The sequence below is a fragment of the Duganella sp. Dugasp56 genome (assembly GCF_047304105.1).
Taxonomy (GTDB): Bacteria; Pseudomonadota; Gammaproteobacteria; order Burkholderiales; family Burkholderiaceae_D; genus Rugamonas; species Rugamonas hordei.
In genome coordinates this window covers 118,565-135,453 of record NZ_JBGLYQ010000011.1, presented here as the reverse complement: position 1 = coordinate 135,453, position 16,889 = coordinate 118,565, and the positions used below count along the sequence as shown (strand labels likewise).

At 64.5% G+C, this 16,889-nt stretch carries 18 protein-coding genes; 7 read left to right on the top strand and 11 right to left on the bottom strand.

Annotated elements, in window-relative coordinates; all coding sequences use genetic code 11:
- The first annotated feature begins 11 nt into the window (after window positions 1-11).
- Both ACCD07_RS10065 and ACCD07_RS10060 read left to right on the top strand, forming a co-directional pair.
- Window positions 12-200, top strand: coding sequence for a 4-oxalocrotonate tautomerase (locus tag ACCD07_RS10065; protein WP_413447257.1), 189 nt, complete (start codon window positions 12-14; stop codon window positions 198-200).
- Between the two features lie 19 nt (window positions 201-219).
- Window positions 220-957 carry a substrate-binding periplasmic protein gene (locus tag ACCD07_RS10060; RefSeq protein WP_413447256.1) on the top strand — a complete coding sequence of 246 codons (738 nt, stop codon included), beginning with the start codon at window positions 220-222 and terminating at the stop codon, window positions 955-957.
- A gap of 3 nt (window positions 958-960) precedes the next feature.
- Here the strand turns inward: ACCD07_RS10060 and ACCD07_RS10055 are convergent, their stop codons facing one another.
- A complete protein-coding gene (locus ACCD07_RS10055) occupies window positions 961-1,911 on the bottom strand; it encodes an SDR family oxidoreductase (protein ID WP_413447255.1) in 951 nt (316 codons plus the stop codon).
- A 95-nt stretch (window positions 1,912-2,006) separates the two neighbouring features.
- Here ACCD07_RS10055 and ACCD07_RS10050 point away from each other — a divergent pair, with 95 nt between their 5' ends.
- Window positions 2,007-2,900, top strand: a complete 894-nt coding sequence (locus tag ACCD07_RS10050) for a LysR family transcriptional regulator (protein WP_413447254.1) — start codon at window positions 2,007-2,009, stop codon at window positions 2,898-2,900.
- Here ACCD07_RS10050 and ACCD07_RS10045 read toward each other — a convergent pair.
- From ACCD07_RS10045 to gcl, 6 genes are read right to left on the bottom strand one after another with little or no spacing between them, the layout of a single operon-like run.
- Entirely contained in the window at window positions 2,887-3,720 is an 834-nt protein-coding gene (locus ACCD07_RS10045; RefSeq protein WP_413447253.1) for an urea transporter, read from the bottom strand. The two genes, ACCD07_RS10050 and ACCD07_RS10045, sit on opposite strands and share 14 nt — an antisense overlap.
- A 32-nt stretch (window positions 3,721-3,752) precedes the next feature.
- The gene (gene pyk / locus ACCD07_RS10040) at window positions 3,753-5,195 is read right to left on the bottom strand and encodes a pyruvate kinase (RefSeq protein ID WP_176650774.1); all 1,443 of its coding nucleotides are present in this window, start codon (window positions 5,193-5,195) and stop codon (window positions 3,753-3,755) included.
- A gap of 14 nt (window positions 5,196-5,209) precedes the next feature.
- The gene (locus ACCD07_RS10035; RefSeq protein WP_176650773.1) at window positions 5,210-6,478 is read right to left on the bottom strand and encodes a glycerate kinase; all 1,269 of its coding nucleotides are present in this window, start codon (window positions 6,476-6,478) and stop codon (window positions 5,210-5,212) included.
- On the bottom strand, window positions 6,478-7,365 hold the full coding sequence (locus ACCD07_RS10030; RefSeq protein WP_176650772.1) for a 2-hydroxy-3-oxopropionate reductase: 888 nt from the start codon (window positions 7,363-7,365) through the stop codon (window positions 6,478-6,480). Before ACCD07_RS10030 ends, ACCD07_RS10035 begins: the two co-directional genes overlap by 1 nt.
- A gap of 38 nt (window positions 7,366-7,403) precedes the next feature.
- A complete protein-coding gene (gene hyi, locus ACCD07_RS10025) occupies window positions 7,404-8,183 on the bottom strand; it encodes a hydroxypyruvate isomerase (RefSeq protein ID WP_413447252.1) in 780 nt (259 codons plus the stop codon).
- 11 nt (window positions 8,184-8,194) lie between these two features.
- Window positions 8,195-9,970 carry a glyoxylate carboligase gene (gene gcl, locus ACCD07_RS10020; protein WP_176650770.1) on the bottom strand — a complete coding sequence of 592 codons (1,776 nt, stop codon included), beginning with the start codon at window positions 9,968-9,970 and terminating at the stop codon, window positions 8,195-8,197.
- 131 nt (window positions 9,971-10,101) lie between these two features.
- Here gcl and ACCD07_RS10015 point away from each other — a divergent pair, with 131 nt between their 5' ends.
- A complete protein-coding gene (locus ACCD07_RS10015; protein WP_413447251.1) occupies window positions 10,102-11,010 on the top strand; it encodes a LysR family transcriptional regulator in 909 nt (302 codons plus the stop codon).
- A gap of 4 nt (window positions 11,011-11,014) precedes the next feature.
- On the opposite strand, the gene ACCD07_RS10010 is transcribed toward ACCD07_RS10015, so the two are convergent.
- Entirely contained in the window at window positions 11,015-11,629 is a 615-nt protein-coding gene (locus ACCD07_RS10010) for a PEP-CTERM sorting domain-containing protein (protein WP_413447250.1), read from the bottom strand.
- Between the two features lie 11 nt (window positions 11,630-11,640).
- Window positions 11,641-12,045, bottom strand: a complete 405-nt coding sequence (locus tag ACCD07_RS10005; protein ID WP_413447249.1) for a DUF4124 domain-containing protein — start codon at window positions 12,043-12,045, stop codon at window positions 11,641-11,643.
- A 161-nt stretch (window positions 12,046-12,206) separates the two neighbouring features.
- Here ACCD07_RS10005 and ACCD07_RS10000 point away from each other — a divergent pair, with 161 nt between their 5' ends.
- From ACCD07_RS10000 to ACCD07_RS09990, 3 genes are read left to right on the top strand one after another with little or no spacing between them, the layout of a single operon-like run.
- The gene (locus tag ACCD07_RS10000; RefSeq protein WP_413447248.1) at window positions 12,207-12,914 is read left to right on the top strand and encodes a YdiY family protein; all 708 of its coding nucleotides are present in this window, start codon (window positions 12,207-12,209) and stop codon (window positions 12,912-12,914) included.
- A gap of 17 nt (window positions 12,915-12,931) precedes the next feature.
- Window positions 12,932-14,143 (top strand): formate-dependent phosphoribosylglycinamide formyltransferase, encoded by a 1,212-nt coding sequence (gene purT, locus ACCD07_RS09995; RefSeq protein ID WP_413447247.1) that lies wholly within the window; start codon window positions 12,932-12,934, stop codon window positions 14,141-14,143.
- A gap of 19 nt (window positions 14,144-14,162) precedes the next feature.
- Window positions 14,163-14,930 carry a substrate-binding periplasmic protein gene (locus ACCD07_RS09990; RefSeq protein ID WP_413447246.1) on the top strand — a complete coding sequence of 256 codons (768 nt, stop codon included), beginning with the start codon at window positions 14,163-14,165 and terminating at the stop codon, window positions 14,928-14,930.
- 3 nt (window positions 14,931-14,933) lie between these two features.
- Here the strand turns inward: ACCD07_RS09990 and ACCD07_RS09985 are convergent, their stop codons facing one another.
- On the bottom strand, window positions 14,934-15,692 hold the full coding sequence (locus tag ACCD07_RS09985) for a LytR/AlgR family response regulator transcription factor (RefSeq protein WP_413447277.1): 759 nt from the start codon (window positions 15,690-15,692) through the stop codon (window positions 14,934-14,936).
- Window positions 15,693-15,712: 20 nt separating this feature from the next.
- Complete coding sequence (locus ACCD07_RS09980) at window positions 15,713-16,876, bottom strand: sensor histidine kinase (protein ID WP_413447245.1); 1,164 nt, start codon at window positions 16,874-16,876, stop codon at window positions 15,713-15,715.
- Window positions 16,877-16,889: the final 13 nt, after the last annotated feature.

Genomic DNA, 16,889 nt, shown 5'->3' with positions numbered 1-16,889 from the left:
AAGGAAGCTCCATGCCGACTATTAACGTACAACTTTTTGAAGGCCGCACGCTGGAGCAAAAGCGCGCATTCGTCAAAGCCGTCACCGAAGCCACCGTGCAGACGCTGGGCGCGTCGGCCGAATCGGTCGACATCATCATCCACGAGTGCAAGCGGGAGAGCTGGGCCACCGCCGGCAAGCTGTGGTCCGAGCAGGACTAAAATCGGGTAGGATAGCGCCATGAAACGGCGTACCTTATTCAACCTGGCGCTGGCACTTGGTTGCGCCCCCGCTTCCGTCCTGGCGGCGGAAAGCCGGCAACTGCGTGTAGTCACCGCACACCTGCCGCCGCTGGTCCTCGAGAACGGCGGCGACAGGCCCGGTGCGCTGTACGAGCTGCTGATGGAATTGTGCAAAAGGATGAAGCTCGAGCCCAAGGTGGAATTCTTCCCCTGGAAACGCGCTCAGTTCCTGGCGACGACCATGACGGCCACCGTCATTTTTCCGCTTACCCGCTTGCCGGAACGTGAGAACAAATTCCGCTGGCTGGCGCCGATGTATGAAGAACATTATCTGTTCCTCGCGCCACGCAGCGGCAAATTCGATATCCAGCATCCGGAATTGATGAAGTCCGCACGCATCTCCACGTTGCGCGGCGCCGGCCAGGCCCTCATGCTGCAGGATCTGGGCTACCACAACCTGATCGAAGCAAGCTCAATCGAGGAAGTCCATCGCTTTCTCCTCCAGGGCATGGCCGATGCTGCATTCGGGGAGCGGTTCATCATTCAAAGTTCGCTCAGAAGCCGCAACGCCGAAAAGGATTTCCAGGTCAGTCCACCGGTACGCAGCACCACCGCGTGGCTGGCCGGATCGCTGGACTTCGACGACGCCACCGCCCAGCAGTTCCAACGCGCGAAGGTGGCGATGGATGCCGACGGTACGTCGCAGCGCATCCTTGCCAAATACGGACTGGCCTAGTATTTACAGGCTGCCCAGGCCAACCAGGGTGCTCCGCACCGCGACGTCGAGCGGCGTGCGCGGCTCCACGCCCAGCATCTTGACCAGCCGGCGGTTGGACATCTGCACCGGCTGCCGCCACAGATAGCGCATCTCGCGCAGTTCGCGGAACACCGTCACAAACGGCGACGCCAGCGACAGCAACCACCAGGGGAAAGCGCTTGCCTTCAGCTCCGGCCGGCGGGCGGCGCGCGCGATCGCCGTGACCATCTGCGTACCGTCGGCATCCCAGTGGCCTTCCATCTGATAGCGCGCGAAGGTCTCCAACTGATCGTCCTTCTCGATCAACCGCACCATCGTCTCCGCCACGTCAGGCAGATAGGCCCATTGATGGCCGATACCCACGCTGCCGGGATAACTGATCGCCGTCAGCGGCTTGCCGGGTTTGACCAGGCCCTGTGCGAACCAGCTGTTGCCCGCTTTCGGCCCGAAAAAGTCTCCGGCCCGTACGATCAAGGTGCGCACGCCTTCGGCGGCCGCCGCCTGCAAGTGTGCCTCCATCTGCACGCGGATCGCGCCTTTGCGAGTGACGGGATTCTGCGGCGACTCCTCGTCGATGAGGGGGAACGCATCGGGGCCGTAGTTGTAGACGGTACCGGGCAGCAGGATGCGCGCGCCGCTGGCGCGTGCCGCGGCGATGGTGTTGTCTATCATCGGCAGCACCAGCGCGCCCCAGTTACGGTAGCCGGGAGGATTCACCGCGTGCACGATCAACTGCGCGCCCTGCGCGGCGGAGATCACGTCCTGGCGATTCATCGCGTCGCCGGCCAGCCACTGCAGGCCGTCGCCCTGCTTTGCCGCGCTGAGCGGAGCGCGGTGCAACGCCTTGACCGTCCAGCCGCGCGCCAGCAGCAAACGTGCCACTTCGCCGCCGATACCGCCCGTCGCGCCCAATACCAATGCTGTCTTTTCCATGGTGTTCTCCGTGTGGTGAGTTGATGTAGCCAGTGTGGGCCAAACGGAGTTAAAAGAAAATTACCTAAATTCGCATAGACGCTATACAATTTCGTATGACTGAACCGAACTGGGACTTATACCGATCCTTTCTCGCCGTGCTGCGCGAGGGATCGCTGTCGGGCGCCGCCCGCGCGCTGGGCCTGACGCAGCCTACCGTCGGCCGCCACATCGACGGCCTGGAGCAGGCACTGTCGCTGTCGCTGTTCACCCGTTCGCAGACAGGGTTCATTCCGACCGAGGCCGCCCATGCGCTGCGCTCGTATGCCGAAACGCTGGAAGCCACGTCTTCCGCGCTGCTGCGGGCGGCGTCGGGGCTAGGGCATGGAGAAATCAAGGGAACGGTAAGGATCACGGCCAGCGACGTGGTCGGCGTCGAGGTGCTGCCGGCGATATTGGCGCGGCTGACGCGGCACCACCCCGGCATCACCATCGAGCTGACGACCTCCAACCGCATCGAAAACCTGCTGCGGCGAGATGCCGACATCGCCGTTCGCATGCAACGCCCCGACCAGGATGTGCTGGTGGCGCGGCGTATCGGAAACATCGACCTGGGCTTCCACGCGCGGCGCGATTATCTCAAGCGTCGCGGCACGCCGCTGAGCTGGCAGGACATGGCCAACCACTCGCTGATCGGCGTGGACAGCGAGACGGCGTTCACCCGCAAGCTGCAGCATCTGCTGGGCGACCTGAAAGGCAACACCTTCGCACTGCGCAGCGACAGCGACCTGGTACATCTGGCCTCGATCCGCGCGGGGCTGGGCATAGGCATCTGCCAGGTCCGGTTGGCCGAACGCGATCCGCAACTGGTGCGCGTACTGCCCGACCTGCTGACCATCCCGCTCGATACCTGGCTGGCGATGCACGAAAACCTGCGCAGCAATCCCGCCTGCGCCACCACCTTCGCCGCGCTGGCGGACGGATTGACCGAGTATGTCAATGCCGCTTAATACCGCTTAGTATCATCCAGGTCGCCAGGATGAACGGCAGCGTGAAGTATGAGAGCGAGAGACCGCCGAGGGCGACGGATAGCACAATGCTCAGCGCTACGCCCGCCAGTCGCAGGTGCCAGCGGTACTGCCGGCTGCCCAGGGCCAGCATGACGAGTGTGCTGTTGATGCCGGCGCCGGTGGCGTGGGCCGCGATGCCGCTGTCGGGCCATGCCGCCGCGGTGGCAATGAACGTGAGCCAGGATATGGATGCACCCGCAAGCGCCGACATGGCCAGATGCCAGTCGCGCCGCGACATCGCGGCCCACAGCAGCATGCCCAGCGGCGCAAGGCCGATAAAGGTCGCCTGGCTCAACGTGCAAAACAGATAGTTCAAGGGGGCGCTGCCGCAGCTGGCGGCGACGAGCGTCGTCAATGGCTGCAAGCCGAAGTTTTGGCCTATTGCCATGGCCAGCCACATCATCAGGACAAACGGCAGCGTCAATGGCGGGATGCGCAGGCGCTGCATTACCTGCGTCAGCGCGGCGGTCAGCAGGCCGCTGGCTGCGATCCAGACCGGCAGCGCCCCGTCCAGCCGATAGCCGGCGCACAGGCCGATGCCGGTCAGCGCGCCGTTGAAACTGTATATACCGTTATGACGGTTTTCCGGCGGCAGCCGCATCGCCCATGCCGCAAGCGACGCGGAACTGACGCCGAGCGCGCAGCCCAACGCCAATGCCGGTGCATTCAAGTACAGGCAAAGCAGCAGTACCGTGCCAAATATTGGCGAAGCCTGAAAGTAGATCTGCCCTATTCCGACCAACTGGCGCTGCAGTATCAAGGGAACCGCAGCGCCACCAGACGACGATAGAATCACGCCGCGACAGGTTCGTCGGTCGGCCAGATCTGCGCGATGCGCAGCAGGTTGGTGCTGCCCGGCTGGCCGAACGGCACGCCCGCCGTGATCGCGATCTGGTCGCCCGGCTGGCCGAAGCCTTCACGCAACGCCGCCTGGCAGGCCGCCGCCACCATCCGGTCGACATTGCGCACGTCCGGACTGACCGTCGAATGCACGCCCCACGCCAGCGCCAGGCGGCGCGCCGTCGACAGGTTCGGCGTGATGCTCAGGATAGGCGCCGTCGGCCGCTCGCGCGCCGCGCGCAGGCTGGTGTGGCCGGAACTGGTGTAGGTCACGGTCGCCACCGCGCCGACGATCTGCGTCACGTCGCGCAGTGCCGAGCAGATGGCGTCGCCGCTGTTGGGCATCGGCGCCTGGTTCTGCGCGTCGATCATCTGACGGTACAGCGGATCCTTCTCCACTTCGCAGATGATGCGGTTCATGATCGATACCGCTTCAACCGGATACGCGCCGCTGGCCGATTCGGCCGACAGCATCACCGCGTCCGCGCCGTCATAGATCGCGCTGGCGACGTCGGACGCCTCGGCGCGCGTCGGCACCGGCGTGGAGATCATCGATTCCAGCATCTGCGTGGCGATGACGATGGGCTTGCCCTGCTGGCGGCAGGCGCGCAGGATGCGCTTTTGCACGCCCGGCACGCACTCCGGCGGCAACTCGACACCCAGGTCGCCGCGCGCCACCATGATCGCATCCGACACCGCCACGATCGCGTCCAGCGCATCCATCGCCGCAGGTTTTTCCAGCTTCGCCAGCAGCGAAGCGCGGTCGCCGACGATGGCGCGGGCCTGCAGCAAATCCTCGGGCCTCTGCACAAACGACAGCGCGATCCAGTCCGCGCCCATCTCCAGCGCGAAGTCCAGGTCGCGCAGATCCTTGGCGGTTAGCGCGGGAATCGGCAGCACCACGTCGGGCACATTGACACCCTTGCGATCCGACAGCACGCCGCCATTGACGACGCGGGTACGGATGACGCGGCGGCCCTCGTTGGCCAGCACCGCCAGCCGCACCTTGCCGTCGTCCAGCAGCAGCGACTGGCCGGCGTCGATCACCTCGAACAGCTCCGGGTGCGGCAGGCAGACGCGCTGCGCATCGCCCGGCGCCGGATCGCGGTCCAGCGAGAATTCCTGACCAGCCTCCAGCTTTACCTTGCCTTCGGCGAACTGGCCCACGCGCAGCTTGGGTCCCTGCAAATCGGCCAGGATGGCGATGGGCCGGCCAACGCTGCGTTCGATCTCGCGCACGATGTTGCATCGCGCCTGGTGGTCCTGATGGGTGCCGTGGCTGAAGTTAAAGCGGAACACATCGGCACCGGCCTCGAATAGCGCCAGGATGGCTTCCTTGGTGCTGCTGGCCGGGCCGAGCGTGGCCACGATTTTGGCCTGACGTTGACGTCGCATTGGGTATTCCTTATCTACAGAATTAAAACGGCACGGAAGTCGTTGACGTTGGTGCGGGTCGGGCCGCTGACCACCAGGTCGTTCAAGGCGCTGAAGTAGCCGTAGCCGTCGTTGTTTTCCAACAGCGTCTTGGCGCGTAGCTTCTGCGACAGGCCGCGTTCCAGCGAATCCGGTCCATACAGGGCGCCGGCGTTGTCTTCCGAGCCGTCGATGCCGTCGGTGTCGCAGGCAACCGCATGGATGCCGGGATGGCCTTCCAGCGCCACCGCGAGACTGAGCAGGAACTCGGCGTTGCGTCCGCCGCGACCCGAGCCGCGCACCGTCACCGTGGTTTCGCCGCCGGAGATGATGACGCAGGGCTTCTGGAACGGCTGGCCGCGAGTCGCCACCTGCCGCGCCATCGCCGCGTGCACGATGGCGACGTCGCGCGATTCGCCCTCGATGCCGTCGGACAGGATGTAAGGCGTGATGCCGGCCGCGCTGGCATGGGCCGCAGCCGCTTCCAGCGCGTCCTGCGCGATGGCGATGACGTGGTGGCTGTTGCGGGCGAAGCGCGGATCGCCGGGTTTCGGCGTTTCGCCTGCGCCGGATTCCAGGTGCTCGCGCACGCTGTCGGGAATGGCGATGTCGTACTTGCGCAACACCGCCAGCGCATCGGCGCAGGTGGTCGCGTCGGGCAAGGTCGGGCCGCTGGCGATGATGCCGGGATCGTCGCCGGGCACGTCGGAAATCAGCAGCGTGACCACGCGCGCGGGGGCGCAGGCCAGCGCCAGGCGCCCGCCTTTGATCGCCGACAGGTGCTTGCGCACGCAATTCATTTCGGAGATCGCCGCGCCGCTGCGCAGCAGGGCCTTGTTCAGCGCCTGCTTCTGCTCCAGCGTGATGCCGGGCGCCGGCAGCGCCAGCAGCGATGAGCCGCCGCCGGAGATCAGGCACAGCACCAGGTCGTTCTCGCTGAGGCCCTTGACCATCTCCATCATGCGGCCGGCCGCCGCGCGGCCCGCTTCGTCCGGCACCGGATGGGCCGCTTCGACCACTTCGATACGCTCGCAGTCCACGCCATGTTCATAGCGCGTGACGACCAGGCCCGAAATGTCGCCCTTCCAGTGCTGCTCGACGGCGCGCGCCATGGCGGCCGCGCCCTTGCCTGCGCCGATGACCAGCGTGCGGCCGTTCTTCGGCGGCTCCGGCAGGTACGCGGGCAGGCATTTTTCCGCGCTGACCGCGTTCACGGCCGAGCCGTAAAGGTCAAGCAGGAATTGGCGTGGATTGAAGGTGCTCATTACGCCTCGGCGATCTGGTGGTTGGACATGATTTCAATCGCGCGGCACAGCGCCGAGTGGTCCATGCCGCCCAGGCCGTTGGCGCTGCAGGCGTTCATCAGTTCCTGCGCCATGGCGGTATTCGGCAGCGACACGCCCATCGCCTTGGCGCCTTGCAGCGCCAGGTTCAGGTCCTTCTGGTGCAGCTCGATGCGGAAGCCGGGATTGAAGGTGCGCTTGACCATGCGCTCGCCGTGCACTTCCAGGATGCGCGAGTTGGCGAAGCCCCCCATCAGCGCAGAGCGCACCTTGGCTGGATCGGCGCCGGCCTTGGAGGCGAACAGCAGCGCTTCGGCCACGGCCTGGATGTTCAGCGCGACGATGATCTGGTTGGCCACCTTGGTGGTCTGGCCGTCGCCGTTGCCGCCGACCAGCGTAATGTTCTTGCCCATCAGTTCAAACAGCGGCTTGACGATTTCGAACGCCGCCTCCGAACCGCCGACCATGATGGTCAGCGAGGCCGCCTTGGCGCCCACTTCGCCGCCGGACACCGGCGCGTCCAGGTATTCGCAACCCAGCGCATTGATCTTCTTGGCGAAGGCCTTGGTTTCGATCGGCGAGATCGAACTCATGTCGACCACGATGGTGTTCGGACGCAGGCCCTTGGCCACGCCTTCGTCGCCGAACAGCGCGTTGGCCACGTGCGGGGTGTCCGGCACCATGATGATGATGATGTCGGCACGCGCCGCCACTTCCGCCGCCGAGGTGCACACGGTGGCGCCGGCTTCGATCAGGTGGAACGGCGGGTTCTTGATGTCGTGCAGGTACAGTTTGTGGCCGCCGTCCAGCAGGTGCTGCGCCATTGGTGCGCCCATGATGCCCAGACCAATAAATCCAACTCGAGACATGATATTTTCCTTTGTATGATGTGGTTTAAACGCCAGCCTCAGAGGCCGTGGGCCGCACGCCAGCCCAGTCCTGCTTCGGTGGTGGTGCGCGGCTTGTACTCGCAGCCGATCCAGCCGTCGTAGCCGGCAACGCTCAGCTGGTCGAACAGGTAGCGGTAGCCGATCTCGCCGGTGCCCGGCTCGTTGCGGCCCGGGTTGTCCGCCAGCTGCACGTGACGGATCAGCGGCAGGTGCTTCTTGATGGTGTTCGTCAGTTCGCCTTCCATGCGCTGCATGTGATAGATGTCGTACTGGATGAACAGGTTGTCCGAACCGGTGGCCTCGATCAGTGCCGCCGCCTGCGCCGTATTGGTCAGGAAGAAGCCTGGAATGTCGAAGGTGTTGATCGGCTCGACCAGCAGGCGGATGCCCTCGTCCTTCAGCGCATCGGCGGCGAACTTCAGGTTCTCCACCAGCACCGACTGCGCATCCTGCCGCGTCACGCCGGCCGGCACGATGCCGACCAGGCAGTTCAGCTGCTTGACGCCCAGCTCCTTGGCATAGGCGATCGCGGTCCAGACGCCGTCGCGGAACTCCTGCACGCGGTCCGGATGGCAGGCGATGCCACGCTCGCCCGCTTCCCAATTCCCGGCCGGCAGGTTGTGCAGCACCAGTTCCAGCTTGTTGGCCTTCAGCAGTCCGGCCAGCTCACCGGCGCTGTACGGATACGGGAACAGGAACTCCACCGCCTTGAATCCGGCGCGGGCCGCCGCCTCGAAGCGCTCCAGGAACGGCACTTCGGTGAACAGCATGGTCAGATTGGCTGCAAGTTTGGTCATGTGATTGCTCCTTAGTCCATCAGCGTGACGGCGGTTGGCGCGTCGGCGGCGCTCAGTGCCAGTTCTTCGAACTCGTTGATCTTGTCGATGTCGGTGCCCATGGCGATATTGGTCACGCGCTCCAGGATCACCTCGACCACCACCGGCACGCGGAACTCTTCCATCCACTTGTTGGCCTGCTCGAAGGCGGCCGGCAGGTCGTCGGCATTGGTGACGCGGATCGCCTTGCAGCCCAGGCCCTCCACCACGGCGACGTGATCGACGCCGTAGCCGTTCAGTTCCGGCGCGTTGATGTTCTCGAACGACAGCTGTACGCAGAAGTCCATGTCGAAGCCGCGCTGCGACTGGCGGATCAGGCCGAGGTAGGAGTTGTTCACCACCACGTGCAGGTAAGGCAGCTTGAATTGCGCACCGACGGCCAGCTCTTCGATCATGAACTGGAAGTCGTAGTCGCCGGAGATCGCCACCACTTTGCGCTTCGGATCGGCCGCGGCCACGCCCAGCGCCGCCGAGATGGTCCAGCCCAGCGGACCGGCCTGGCCGCAGTTGATCCAGTGGCGTGCGTTATACACGTGCAGGAACTGCGCGGCGGCGATCTGCGACAGGCCGATGGTGCTGACGTAGCAGGTGTCGCGGCCGAAGGCCTTGTTCATCTCTTCGTACACACGCTGCGGCTTGACCGGCACCTGCTCGAAGTGGGTCTTGCGCTGCATGGTGCGCTTGCGTTCATTACATTGGGACACCCAGGCCGAGCGGTCTTTCAGCTTGCCGGCGGCTTTCCATTCGGTCGCTACTTCGATCATCAGCTTCAGCGCGGCGCCTGCGTCGGAGACGATGCCGAAGTCCGGGCCGAACACGCGGCCGATCTGGGTCGGTTCGATATCGATGTGGACGAATTTACGGTCCTTGGTGTACACCTCGATGGTGCCGGTGTGGCGGTTGGCCCAGCGGTTGCCGATGCCGAACACGAAGTCCGACGCCAGCAGCGTGGCGTTGCCGTAGCGGTGGCTGGTTTGCAGGCCGACCATGCCGACCATCAGCTTGTGGTCGTCCGGGATCGCGCCCCACGCCATCAGCGTCGGGATCACCGGCACGCCGGTCAGTTCGGCGAACTGCACCAGCAGGTCGGCAGCGTCGGCGTTGATGACGCCACCGCCGGCGGTGATCAAAGGCGCTTCGGCGTCGTTCAGCATCGTCAGCGCTTTTTCGATCTGGGCGCGGGTGGCTTTCGGCTTGTACGGCTCCAGCGGCTGGTAGGTGTCCGGATCGAATTCAATCTCGGCCATCTGCACGTCGAACGGCAGGTCGACCAGCACCGGGCCGGGACGGCCGGAGCGCATGATGTGGAAAGCCTGCTGGAACACCATCGGCACCAGCGCCGGCTCGCGCACGGTGACGGCCCATTTGGTGACCGGCTTGGCGATCGATTCGATGTCGACCGCCTGGAAATCTTCCTTGTACAGGCGGGCACGCGGCGCCTGGCCGGTAATGCAGAGGATTGGTATGGAATCTGCTTGGGCCGAATACAAACCGGTGATCATGTCGGTGCCGGCCGGGCCGGAGGTGCCGATGCAGACGCCGATGTTGCCGGCCGTGGCGCGGGTGTAGCCTTCGGCCATGTGCGAGGCGCCCTCGACGTGGCGAGCCAGGATGTGCTTGGCACTACCCTGCTTCTTCAATGCCGCGTAAAATGGATTGATCGCGGCGCCCGGAACACCGAATACCTGGTTCACGCCCTCTTTTTCCAAAACGATTGCTGCTGCCTGCGCTGCTGTCATCCGTGCCATGCTGGTCCCCTGTCAGTTGAGTATTGAAGTCAATGGAGCCATCGTAGCGGGAAAGAAGCGCTGTGATAAGAAGACAAACTCTCGCTTTATTCGATACCCACAATATCGAATAAGTATGGAATAATCGGGACATGGACAAACTTACGCAAATCGAGGCCTTCGTCGACGTGGCCGAAAAAGGCAGCCTGGTACGCGCGGCCATGGGGCAGCACATCACGCCCGTCATGCTGGGCAGGCGTATCGATGCGCTGGAAAAAAGGCTGGGTGTGAAGCTGATGCACCGCACCACCCGCCATCAGACGCTGACCGAACAAGGCACGCTGTATCTGGACCATTGCCGCAAATTACTAGCGGATCTGGGCCATGCGGACCGCATGGTGTCGGAGGGGCGACACCGCGCCACCGGCCACCTGACCGTCTCGGCGCCGGCGGCGTTCGGCCGCAAGCACGTGGCGCCGCATGCGGCGGGCTTCGTGCGCGCGCATCCGGACGTGCAGATTTCGTTCAACCTGACCGACCGCGTGGTCGACCTGGTCAGGGACGGTTATGACGTGGGCATCCGCATCGGCGGCGTGATCGATCCGAGTTTTGTCGCCGTCAAGCTGGCCAGCAACCGCCGCGTGGTGTGCGGCACGCCGGAGTACTTCGAGCGCAACGGCATACCGCGCACGCTGGACGACCTGGCCGACCACAACTGCCTGGCCTTCAACCTGCAAGGCGGGCAGCAGCGTGGCTGGTACTTTCAGGTTCAGGGCAAGCAGGTGACCGTGCGCGCGGACGGCAATTTGAACTGCAACGACGGCGAGCTGCTGCACCGCTGGGCCACCGAGGGACTGGGGCTGGCATGGCGCTCGTCGTGGGAAATCCAGGCGCAGCTGGCGTCGGGAGAATTGATCACCGTGCTCGATGATTACGCGCTGCCGCAGTACGACATCATGGCCGTCTATCCGCAGCAGCGCCACTTGCCGGCCAAGGTGCGCTTCTTCATCGACATGCTGAAGGAGATTTACGCGCGGCCGGACTACTGGTTGATCAGCTAGATGATCAGCTGGAGAACCAGCCGAGTTTTTTCCGCGCACCCAGCACGGCCAGGCCGGCGCCCAGCATCAACCAGGTCGTCGGTTCCGGCACCGGCTGGGGAGGCGTGTCATCCGCGATCCGGTCGCCGCCGGCCTGGAATTCCGCCACCGAATAATGATTGTCACCGTAGGCGGATATGCGGAAGGCGCGCGCCTCGATCGACGTCGACAGCAAGCCGCCGTACAAATTCTGGCCCTGTTCGGCCTTGTCGGTTTCGACCGTCGTCAGACTCCGCCAGACGCTTGCGCGGTCGAGGAATTCGATGCGGTAGTCGTCGTTATTATCCGCTTCCAGTACCAGCCGGCCGACTGAGGCGAGATGCGACAGCGTGATCGTCACGCCGCTGTCGAGGCCCGACCAGTACACCGATCCATAATTCCACTGCTGCCCGAGCGGCGTGAACGTGCCGTCGGTGACGCTGTCCAGCGATGCCATACCTCCGCCGTACTGCGCGCCGGCCGAGTCGCCGATCCCTGGGCCATAGGCGGCAACCTGGCCCAGATAGGCCAGGTTGGTGTCGGCGCTAGCGTGGGCCGTGAACGTCAATGCGGCGAGTGCCGCAACTAGTGAAATTTTCATATTTATCTTAATTAGCGCAGGGAGGCGACATGGCGTTGACGGCGCATCTCGTCCTGCATCTGCATGGTTACCCGGGCGGCCTGCAGCGTTCCCGCATCCAGACCGATGGTTTTACGTTGCAAAGGACGCGGCAGATCGGCCCAGACGCTGCGCGGCAGCGATGCCCGCACGATGCCGGGTGATACGTGCTCGACGCCATCGTCCGACCTGGCCGTAACGCCGCCGGTGTTGATGGCGATACCCACGCTGCCATCATCGCTGCTGGCGGAGCGGCTGGAGACCGGGCATTCCTGGTCGGTGAACAGAACCACGCCATCGGGGCCGACGCAGCGATTGACGGCCGCGGCGGAGTACGCGCTGGAGGCGGCCAATGCCGCGCAGGCAAACAGTTGCATCAGTCGCAGGGAGGTGTTCATGATCTATCCTTTTTAACAAGTCAATTGATTTTCTCGCAATTTTCCAAGTTAATCTGTGCGGCCGCGCACGGAGAGCATCAGTCCGTTTGGCGCCGTGGTTTTTCCGCCTCGGGTACAATGTCGGGATGAAAGCTATACTTCTTATCCCTGCACTCCTCTTCATGGCGCACGGCTACGCTGTCGCCGACTCCGTCCCCGATCACGGCTGGAATAATTCCGCCGAACTGGGCGCCATCTCCACTTCAGGCAACACCGTCGGCACCTCGGTCACCGGCAAGCTCGATGCCAAGCAGGAGCGGCCCGACTGGAGCAACGAATACATCCTGGCCGGCTATTTCAAGGACGAACAGGTCACGCAAGCCGACGGCGAAAAGGTGCGCGAGCGCTCCGCCCAGCGCTACTCGGCCTCCGCCAAGGCCGCATACAAGCTGCTGCAGGACCACGACAAACTGTTCGCGCTGGCCACCCATGTGAACGACAAGTTCGGCGCCTACACGCGCTATTCGACCGTCGGCGTCGGCTACGGCACCGAGGCATACAAGACGCCGGAAAGCACGCTGGACGTGGAAATCGGCCCGGGCTACTTCAGCGGCGCGCGCTCCACCGGCGAAACCGAGAGCGGCCTGACGGTGCGCGGCGCGGCCAATCTGAAATGGAAGCTGAGCGACAGCGCTCTGTTTACGCAGAACCTCAGCGTCGAACGCGGCACCTCGAATATTCACTCGCTGGCCGAGACGGCGTTGCGCACCAAAATCAACAGCACCATGCAGATGAAGGCCGCCTTCAGCGTGCGCAACGACACCAACGTCCCCGAAGATAAAAAGAACACCGATACACAGACCTCGGTAACACTGGTCTACTCTTTCTAAACACGTCCATACTATTCATGAACACTCCACGCATTTTCGGTACGCCGCTGTCCCCCAACGCCACCAAAGTCATGCTGCTCGGTTCCGGTGAGCTGGGCAAGGAAGTCATCATCGCGCTGCAGCGTCTGGGCGTTGAAGTGATCGCCGTCGACCGCTATCCGAATGCGCCAGGCCATCAGGTCGCACACCGTGCCCACGTCATCAACATGGCCGACGGCGCCGCGCTGGCCGCCCTGATCGCACTGGAAAAGCCCGACCTGATCGTGCCGGAAATCGAGGCCATCGCCACCGACACGCTGGCCGCGCTGGAACAAGCCGGCAAGATCACCTGCATCCCGACCGCGCGCGCCGCCCAGTTGACGATGAACCGCGAAGGCATCCGCTGCCTCGCTGCCGAAACGCTGGGCCTGGCGACGTCGCCGTACCGCTTCGCCAGCAGCCTGGCGGAACTGGAAGCGGCCACCGCCGCCATCGGTTTCCCGTGCGTGATCAAGCCGGTGATGTCCTCGTCCGGCAAGGGCCAGTCCAAGATCGACAGCGCGGCCGAAGTCAAGGCCGCGTGGGATTACGCCGCTGCCGGCAGCCGCGTCGATTCCGGCCGGGTGATCGTTGAAGGCTTCATCGACTTCGACTACGAAATCACGCTGCTGACGGTGCGCTCCATCGGCGCCGATGGCCAGGTCGAAACCCAGTTCTGCGATCCGATCGGCCACGTGCAGGTGCAAGGCGACTACGTCGAATCGTGGCAGCCGTGCCGCATGAATCCACTGGCGTTGGCGCGCGCGCGCGACATCGCCCAAAAAGTCACCGGCGACCTGGGCGGCCTCGGGCTGTTCGGTGTGGAGTTGTTCGTCAAGGATGACATGGTCTGGTTCTCGGAAGTGAGCCCGCGTCCGCACGATACCGGCATGGTGACGATGGCGACCCAGCTGCAAAGCGAGTTCGAACTGCACGCCAAGGCCATCCTCGGCCTGCCGGTCAATGTCGCGATGAAATCGCCGGGTGCGTCGGCGGTGATCTACGGCCAGCACGACGCGGCCGGCATCGCCTTTGAAGGCGTGGCGGAAGCGCTGCGCGTGCCGGGCTCCGACATCCGCCTGTTCGGCAAACCGGAATCGTTCGCGCGCCGCCGCATGGGCGTGGCGCTGGCCACCGCCGACGACGTCGACACCGCCCGCGCACGCGCCAAGGAAGCCGCGGCGAAAGTCCATCCTGTACTGGCCAGGTAAAAAACTCTTTGCTCCACTGTTGGCGGCGCTACTGGCAGCGCTGCCGGCAGTGCCGGCGCATGCCGAAGCGCCGCTGGTGCTGGCGTTCGATGAACTGCTGCCCTGGAAGACCGAAGACAACGGCGTCTATGGCGGCGCCTACACCGAGATTGTCCGCGAGCTGGCCAGGCGCAGCGGTCTGGCGCTGGATATCCGCAACTGCCCGCTGAAACGCTGCCTGCTCATGCTGGAACAAGGCAGCGCCGACATCATCATCGGCCTGCGCGAAACCCCGGAACGCAAGGCCTATCTGCGCTTCCTGCACACTCCGTATCGCGAACATGGCGCCGACCGCGTGTTCTACGTGCCCGCCGGCCGGCAGACCGTCATCCGCGGCTATGCGGACCTGGCGCAGTTGCGCATCGGCGTCAAGCTGGGCGCGGAATACTTCGAACGCTTCGACCAGGACAAGAGCCTGAAAAAGGAAGCCGTGAAGGACATGGAAGCGAACTTCCGCAAGCTGGCGCTGGGCCGCATCGATGCGGTGCTGATACCGGAGGACCAGGGCGAAGCGCTGATCGCCGACCTGCACCTGGAGGGCCGCCTGGAGAAGGCGCCGTACCGCGTGCCCGATCACGATGCTCAGCGTTCCATCGCGGTCTCGCGCAAAAGCGTGACACCGCAGCGGCTTGAGGTACTGGAGCGCGCCATGCGCGACATGGCCAGAGACGGCACGCTGGCCGCGCTGTACAAGCGTTACTACTACGACGCGTATCACATCCCCGCCACCAACGTCCAGATCAAATAAGTTCTACATCTGTTTGAACAGGTCCACGTAGTTGCGGCTGACGACCAGCTGCTCCGGACGGTCCTTCAGCTGAACCATCAGGCGCCCGCGAAAGTCCTGGCGGGTGCCTGCCACGTGCTTCGCCGCGACTATCACGCTGCGGTGGATCTGCCAGAACTGCTGCTCATCGAGCTGTTCTCGCAGCTTGCTGATCGGCGTGCGGATCAGGCTCTCGCCGTCGGCCAGGAACACACTGGTGTACTTGTCGTTGCTCTGGAAGTAAATCACTTCGTCGATGGAGATCAACCGGGTTTGATCGCCCTGCGAGGCCCGTATCCATTGCAGATTGGGCGCCGGGGCGGCCGCAGCCACCGCCGCGCCGCTCAACTGCTGCAGCAACGCCTGCAACGTGGCCGCCGAAATCGCCGCCGTAGCGGACGATGCGGCCGGCGCCACCAGCTTGCCCTTCAATTTGGCCACGGTCTTGGCCAGCCGTTCCTCGCTGGCCGGCTTGAGCAGGTAGTCCACCGCCGAATGCTCGAACGCCTCCACCGCATACTGGTCGAAGGCGGTGACGAACACGATCAGCGGCGGCCTGGCTCCGGCCACCAGCCGTGCCGCCACGTCCAGCCCCGTCATGCCGGGCATGCGGATATCGAGGAAGGCTACGTCCGGCGCCTCCTCGTCGATCAGGCGCAGGGCTTCGAGGCCGTTGGCGGCCTTGGCGATCACCCGCAGCTCCGGCCACGCGGTTTTCAGCTGGGTTTCCAGATAGTCGCGCAGATGCTCTTCGTCGTCTGCGATCAGGGCGCGGGGAGTATTGATATCGGACTCGCTTTCAAAGGCAGCATCAGGCGCACCGTCATGCCGCAAGGTTGATTTTCCAATAATTCTACCCGAGCCGCGCCGCCATACAAACTGCGCAGGCGCTCGCGCAGGTTGCTCAGGCCGACGCCGCCGCCCGGCTTGGCCGATGCCGTCTCCTGCAGGCCGACGCCGGTGTCGCTGATCTGCAGGCATAGCCAGGCACCCTCGACGCGCGCGCTGACGACGATCTCGCCGCCCTCCACTTTCGGCTCCAGGCCATGAGAGATGGCGTTTTCCACCACCGGCTGCAGCAGCATCGGCGCGATGGCGAACTGCCGCAGTTCGTCCGGCAGCTCGATGCGGTAGCGCAGGCGTTCGCCCATGCGCACCGCCAGCACGTCCAGGTAGGCGGCGACCAGCCTGGTCTCCGTGCCCAGCGTGGCCTCCTCGCTGCGGCTGGACGCCAGGCTGGCGCGCAGATAATCGATGAAGCGCTCCAGCATGTGCTGGGCCTGCGCCGGCTTGGGCCCGATCAGGCTCACCACATTGGCCAGCGTGTTGTACAGGAAGTGCGGCTCGATCTGCGCCTGCAGCGCGCGCAGGCGCGCCTCCGCCAGCAGCCGCGCGGTCGACGCCATCAACTCCTTCTGCCGCGCCTCGTCAAGCGCGCGTTCGAGGCGCTTTTCAGCGGAGCCGCGCACCCAGTACATCACCAGCGCGATCGCCACCGCCAGCACCAGCGATTGCAGCAGCACGCTGCGGTTGGCCAGCAGTTCGAACGGATTCTTCCCGCTCAACAGCGCGTTGCCCAGCCCCAGTCCCAGCAGGACGCTGGATCCCACCAGGCAGATGCTGAACATCAGCCGCGGCAGGCCCCTCATGCGGCTCGACCGGCCGTCCGTCAGGGAACTGGCCAGCATCGAGCCGCCGTGTATCATGAAGCCGATCAGGTTGGAGATCAGCAGCATCGGCAGCAGATAGCCGAGCAGCGGCTTACGGTCGTGCAAGAACGCGATCTCCACCGCGGTCAGCAACGCGCCAAGGCCGCAGCTCCAGATCAGCGTGTACAGCAGGTTGCGCCGCATCGACGGCGGCCAGCGCCGGAAAAACGGTATCAATTCCAGCGGGTGGCCCAGCGGCGGCATGCTGCGGTTATTCATAATGGTGTCCATA

Bases quoted from the DNA above. Each gene is read 5' to 3' on its own strand.
- ACCD07_RS10000 (WP_413447248.1), top strand. From the start codon at position 12,207: ATGGCGCACGGCTACGCTGTCGCCGACTCCGTCCCCGATCACGGCTGG.
- ACCD07_RS10065 (WP_413447257.1), top strand. From the start codon at position 12: ATGCCGACTATTAACGTACAACTTTTTGAAGGCCGCACGCTGGAGCAA.
- pyk (WP_176650774.1), bottom strand. From the start codon at position 5,195: ATGCGACGTCAACGTCAGGCCAAAATCGTGGCCACGCTCGGCCCGGCC.
- hyi (WP_413447252.1), bottom strand. From the start codon at position 8,183: ATGACCAAACTTGCAGCCAATCTGACCATGCTGTTCACCGAAGTGCCG.
- ACCD07_RS10055 (WP_413447255.1), bottom strand. From the start codon at position 1,911: ATGGAAAAGACAGCATTGGTATTGGGCGCGACGGGCGGTATCGGCGGC.
- gcl (WP_176650770.1), bottom strand. From the start codon at position 9,970: ATGGCACGGATGACAGCAGCGCAGGCAGCAGCAATCGTTTTGGAAAAA.
- ACCD07_RS10060 (WP_413447256.1), top strand. From the start codon at position 220: ATGAAACGGCGTACCTTATTCAACCTGGCGCTGGCACTTGGTTGCGCC.
- ACCD07_RS10015 (WP_413447251.1), top strand. From the start codon at position 10,102: ATGGACAAACTTACGCAAATCGAGGCCTTCGTCGACGTGGCCGAAAAA.
- ACCD07_RS10030 (WP_176650772.1), bottom strand. From the start codon at position 7,365: ATGTCTCGAGTTGGATTTATTGGTCTGGGCATCATGGGCGCACCAATG.
- ACCD07_RS10005 (WP_413447249.1), bottom strand. From the start codon at position 12,045: ATGAACACCTCCCTGCGACTGATGCAACTGTTTGCCTGCGCGGCATTG.
- ACCD07_RS10050 (WP_413447254.1), top strand. From the start codon at position 2,007: ATGACTGAACCGAACTGGGACTTATACCGATCCTTTCTCGCCGTGCTG.
- ACCD07_RS10035 (WP_176650773.1), bottom strand. From the start codon at position 6,478: ATGAGCACCTTCAATCCACGCCAATTCCTGCTTGACCTTTACGGCTCG.
- purT (WP_413447247.1), top strand. From the start codon at position 12,932: ATGAACACTCCACGCATTTTCGGTACGCCGCTGTCCCCCAACGCCACC.
- ACCD07_RS09980 (WP_413447245.1), bottom strand. From the start codon at position 16,876: ATGAATAACCGCAGCATGCCGCCGCTGGGCCACCCGCTGGAATTGATA.
- ACCD07_RS10010 (WP_413447250.1), bottom strand. From the start codon at position 11,629: ATGAAAATTTCACTAGTTGCGGCACTCGCCGCATTGACGTTCACGGCC.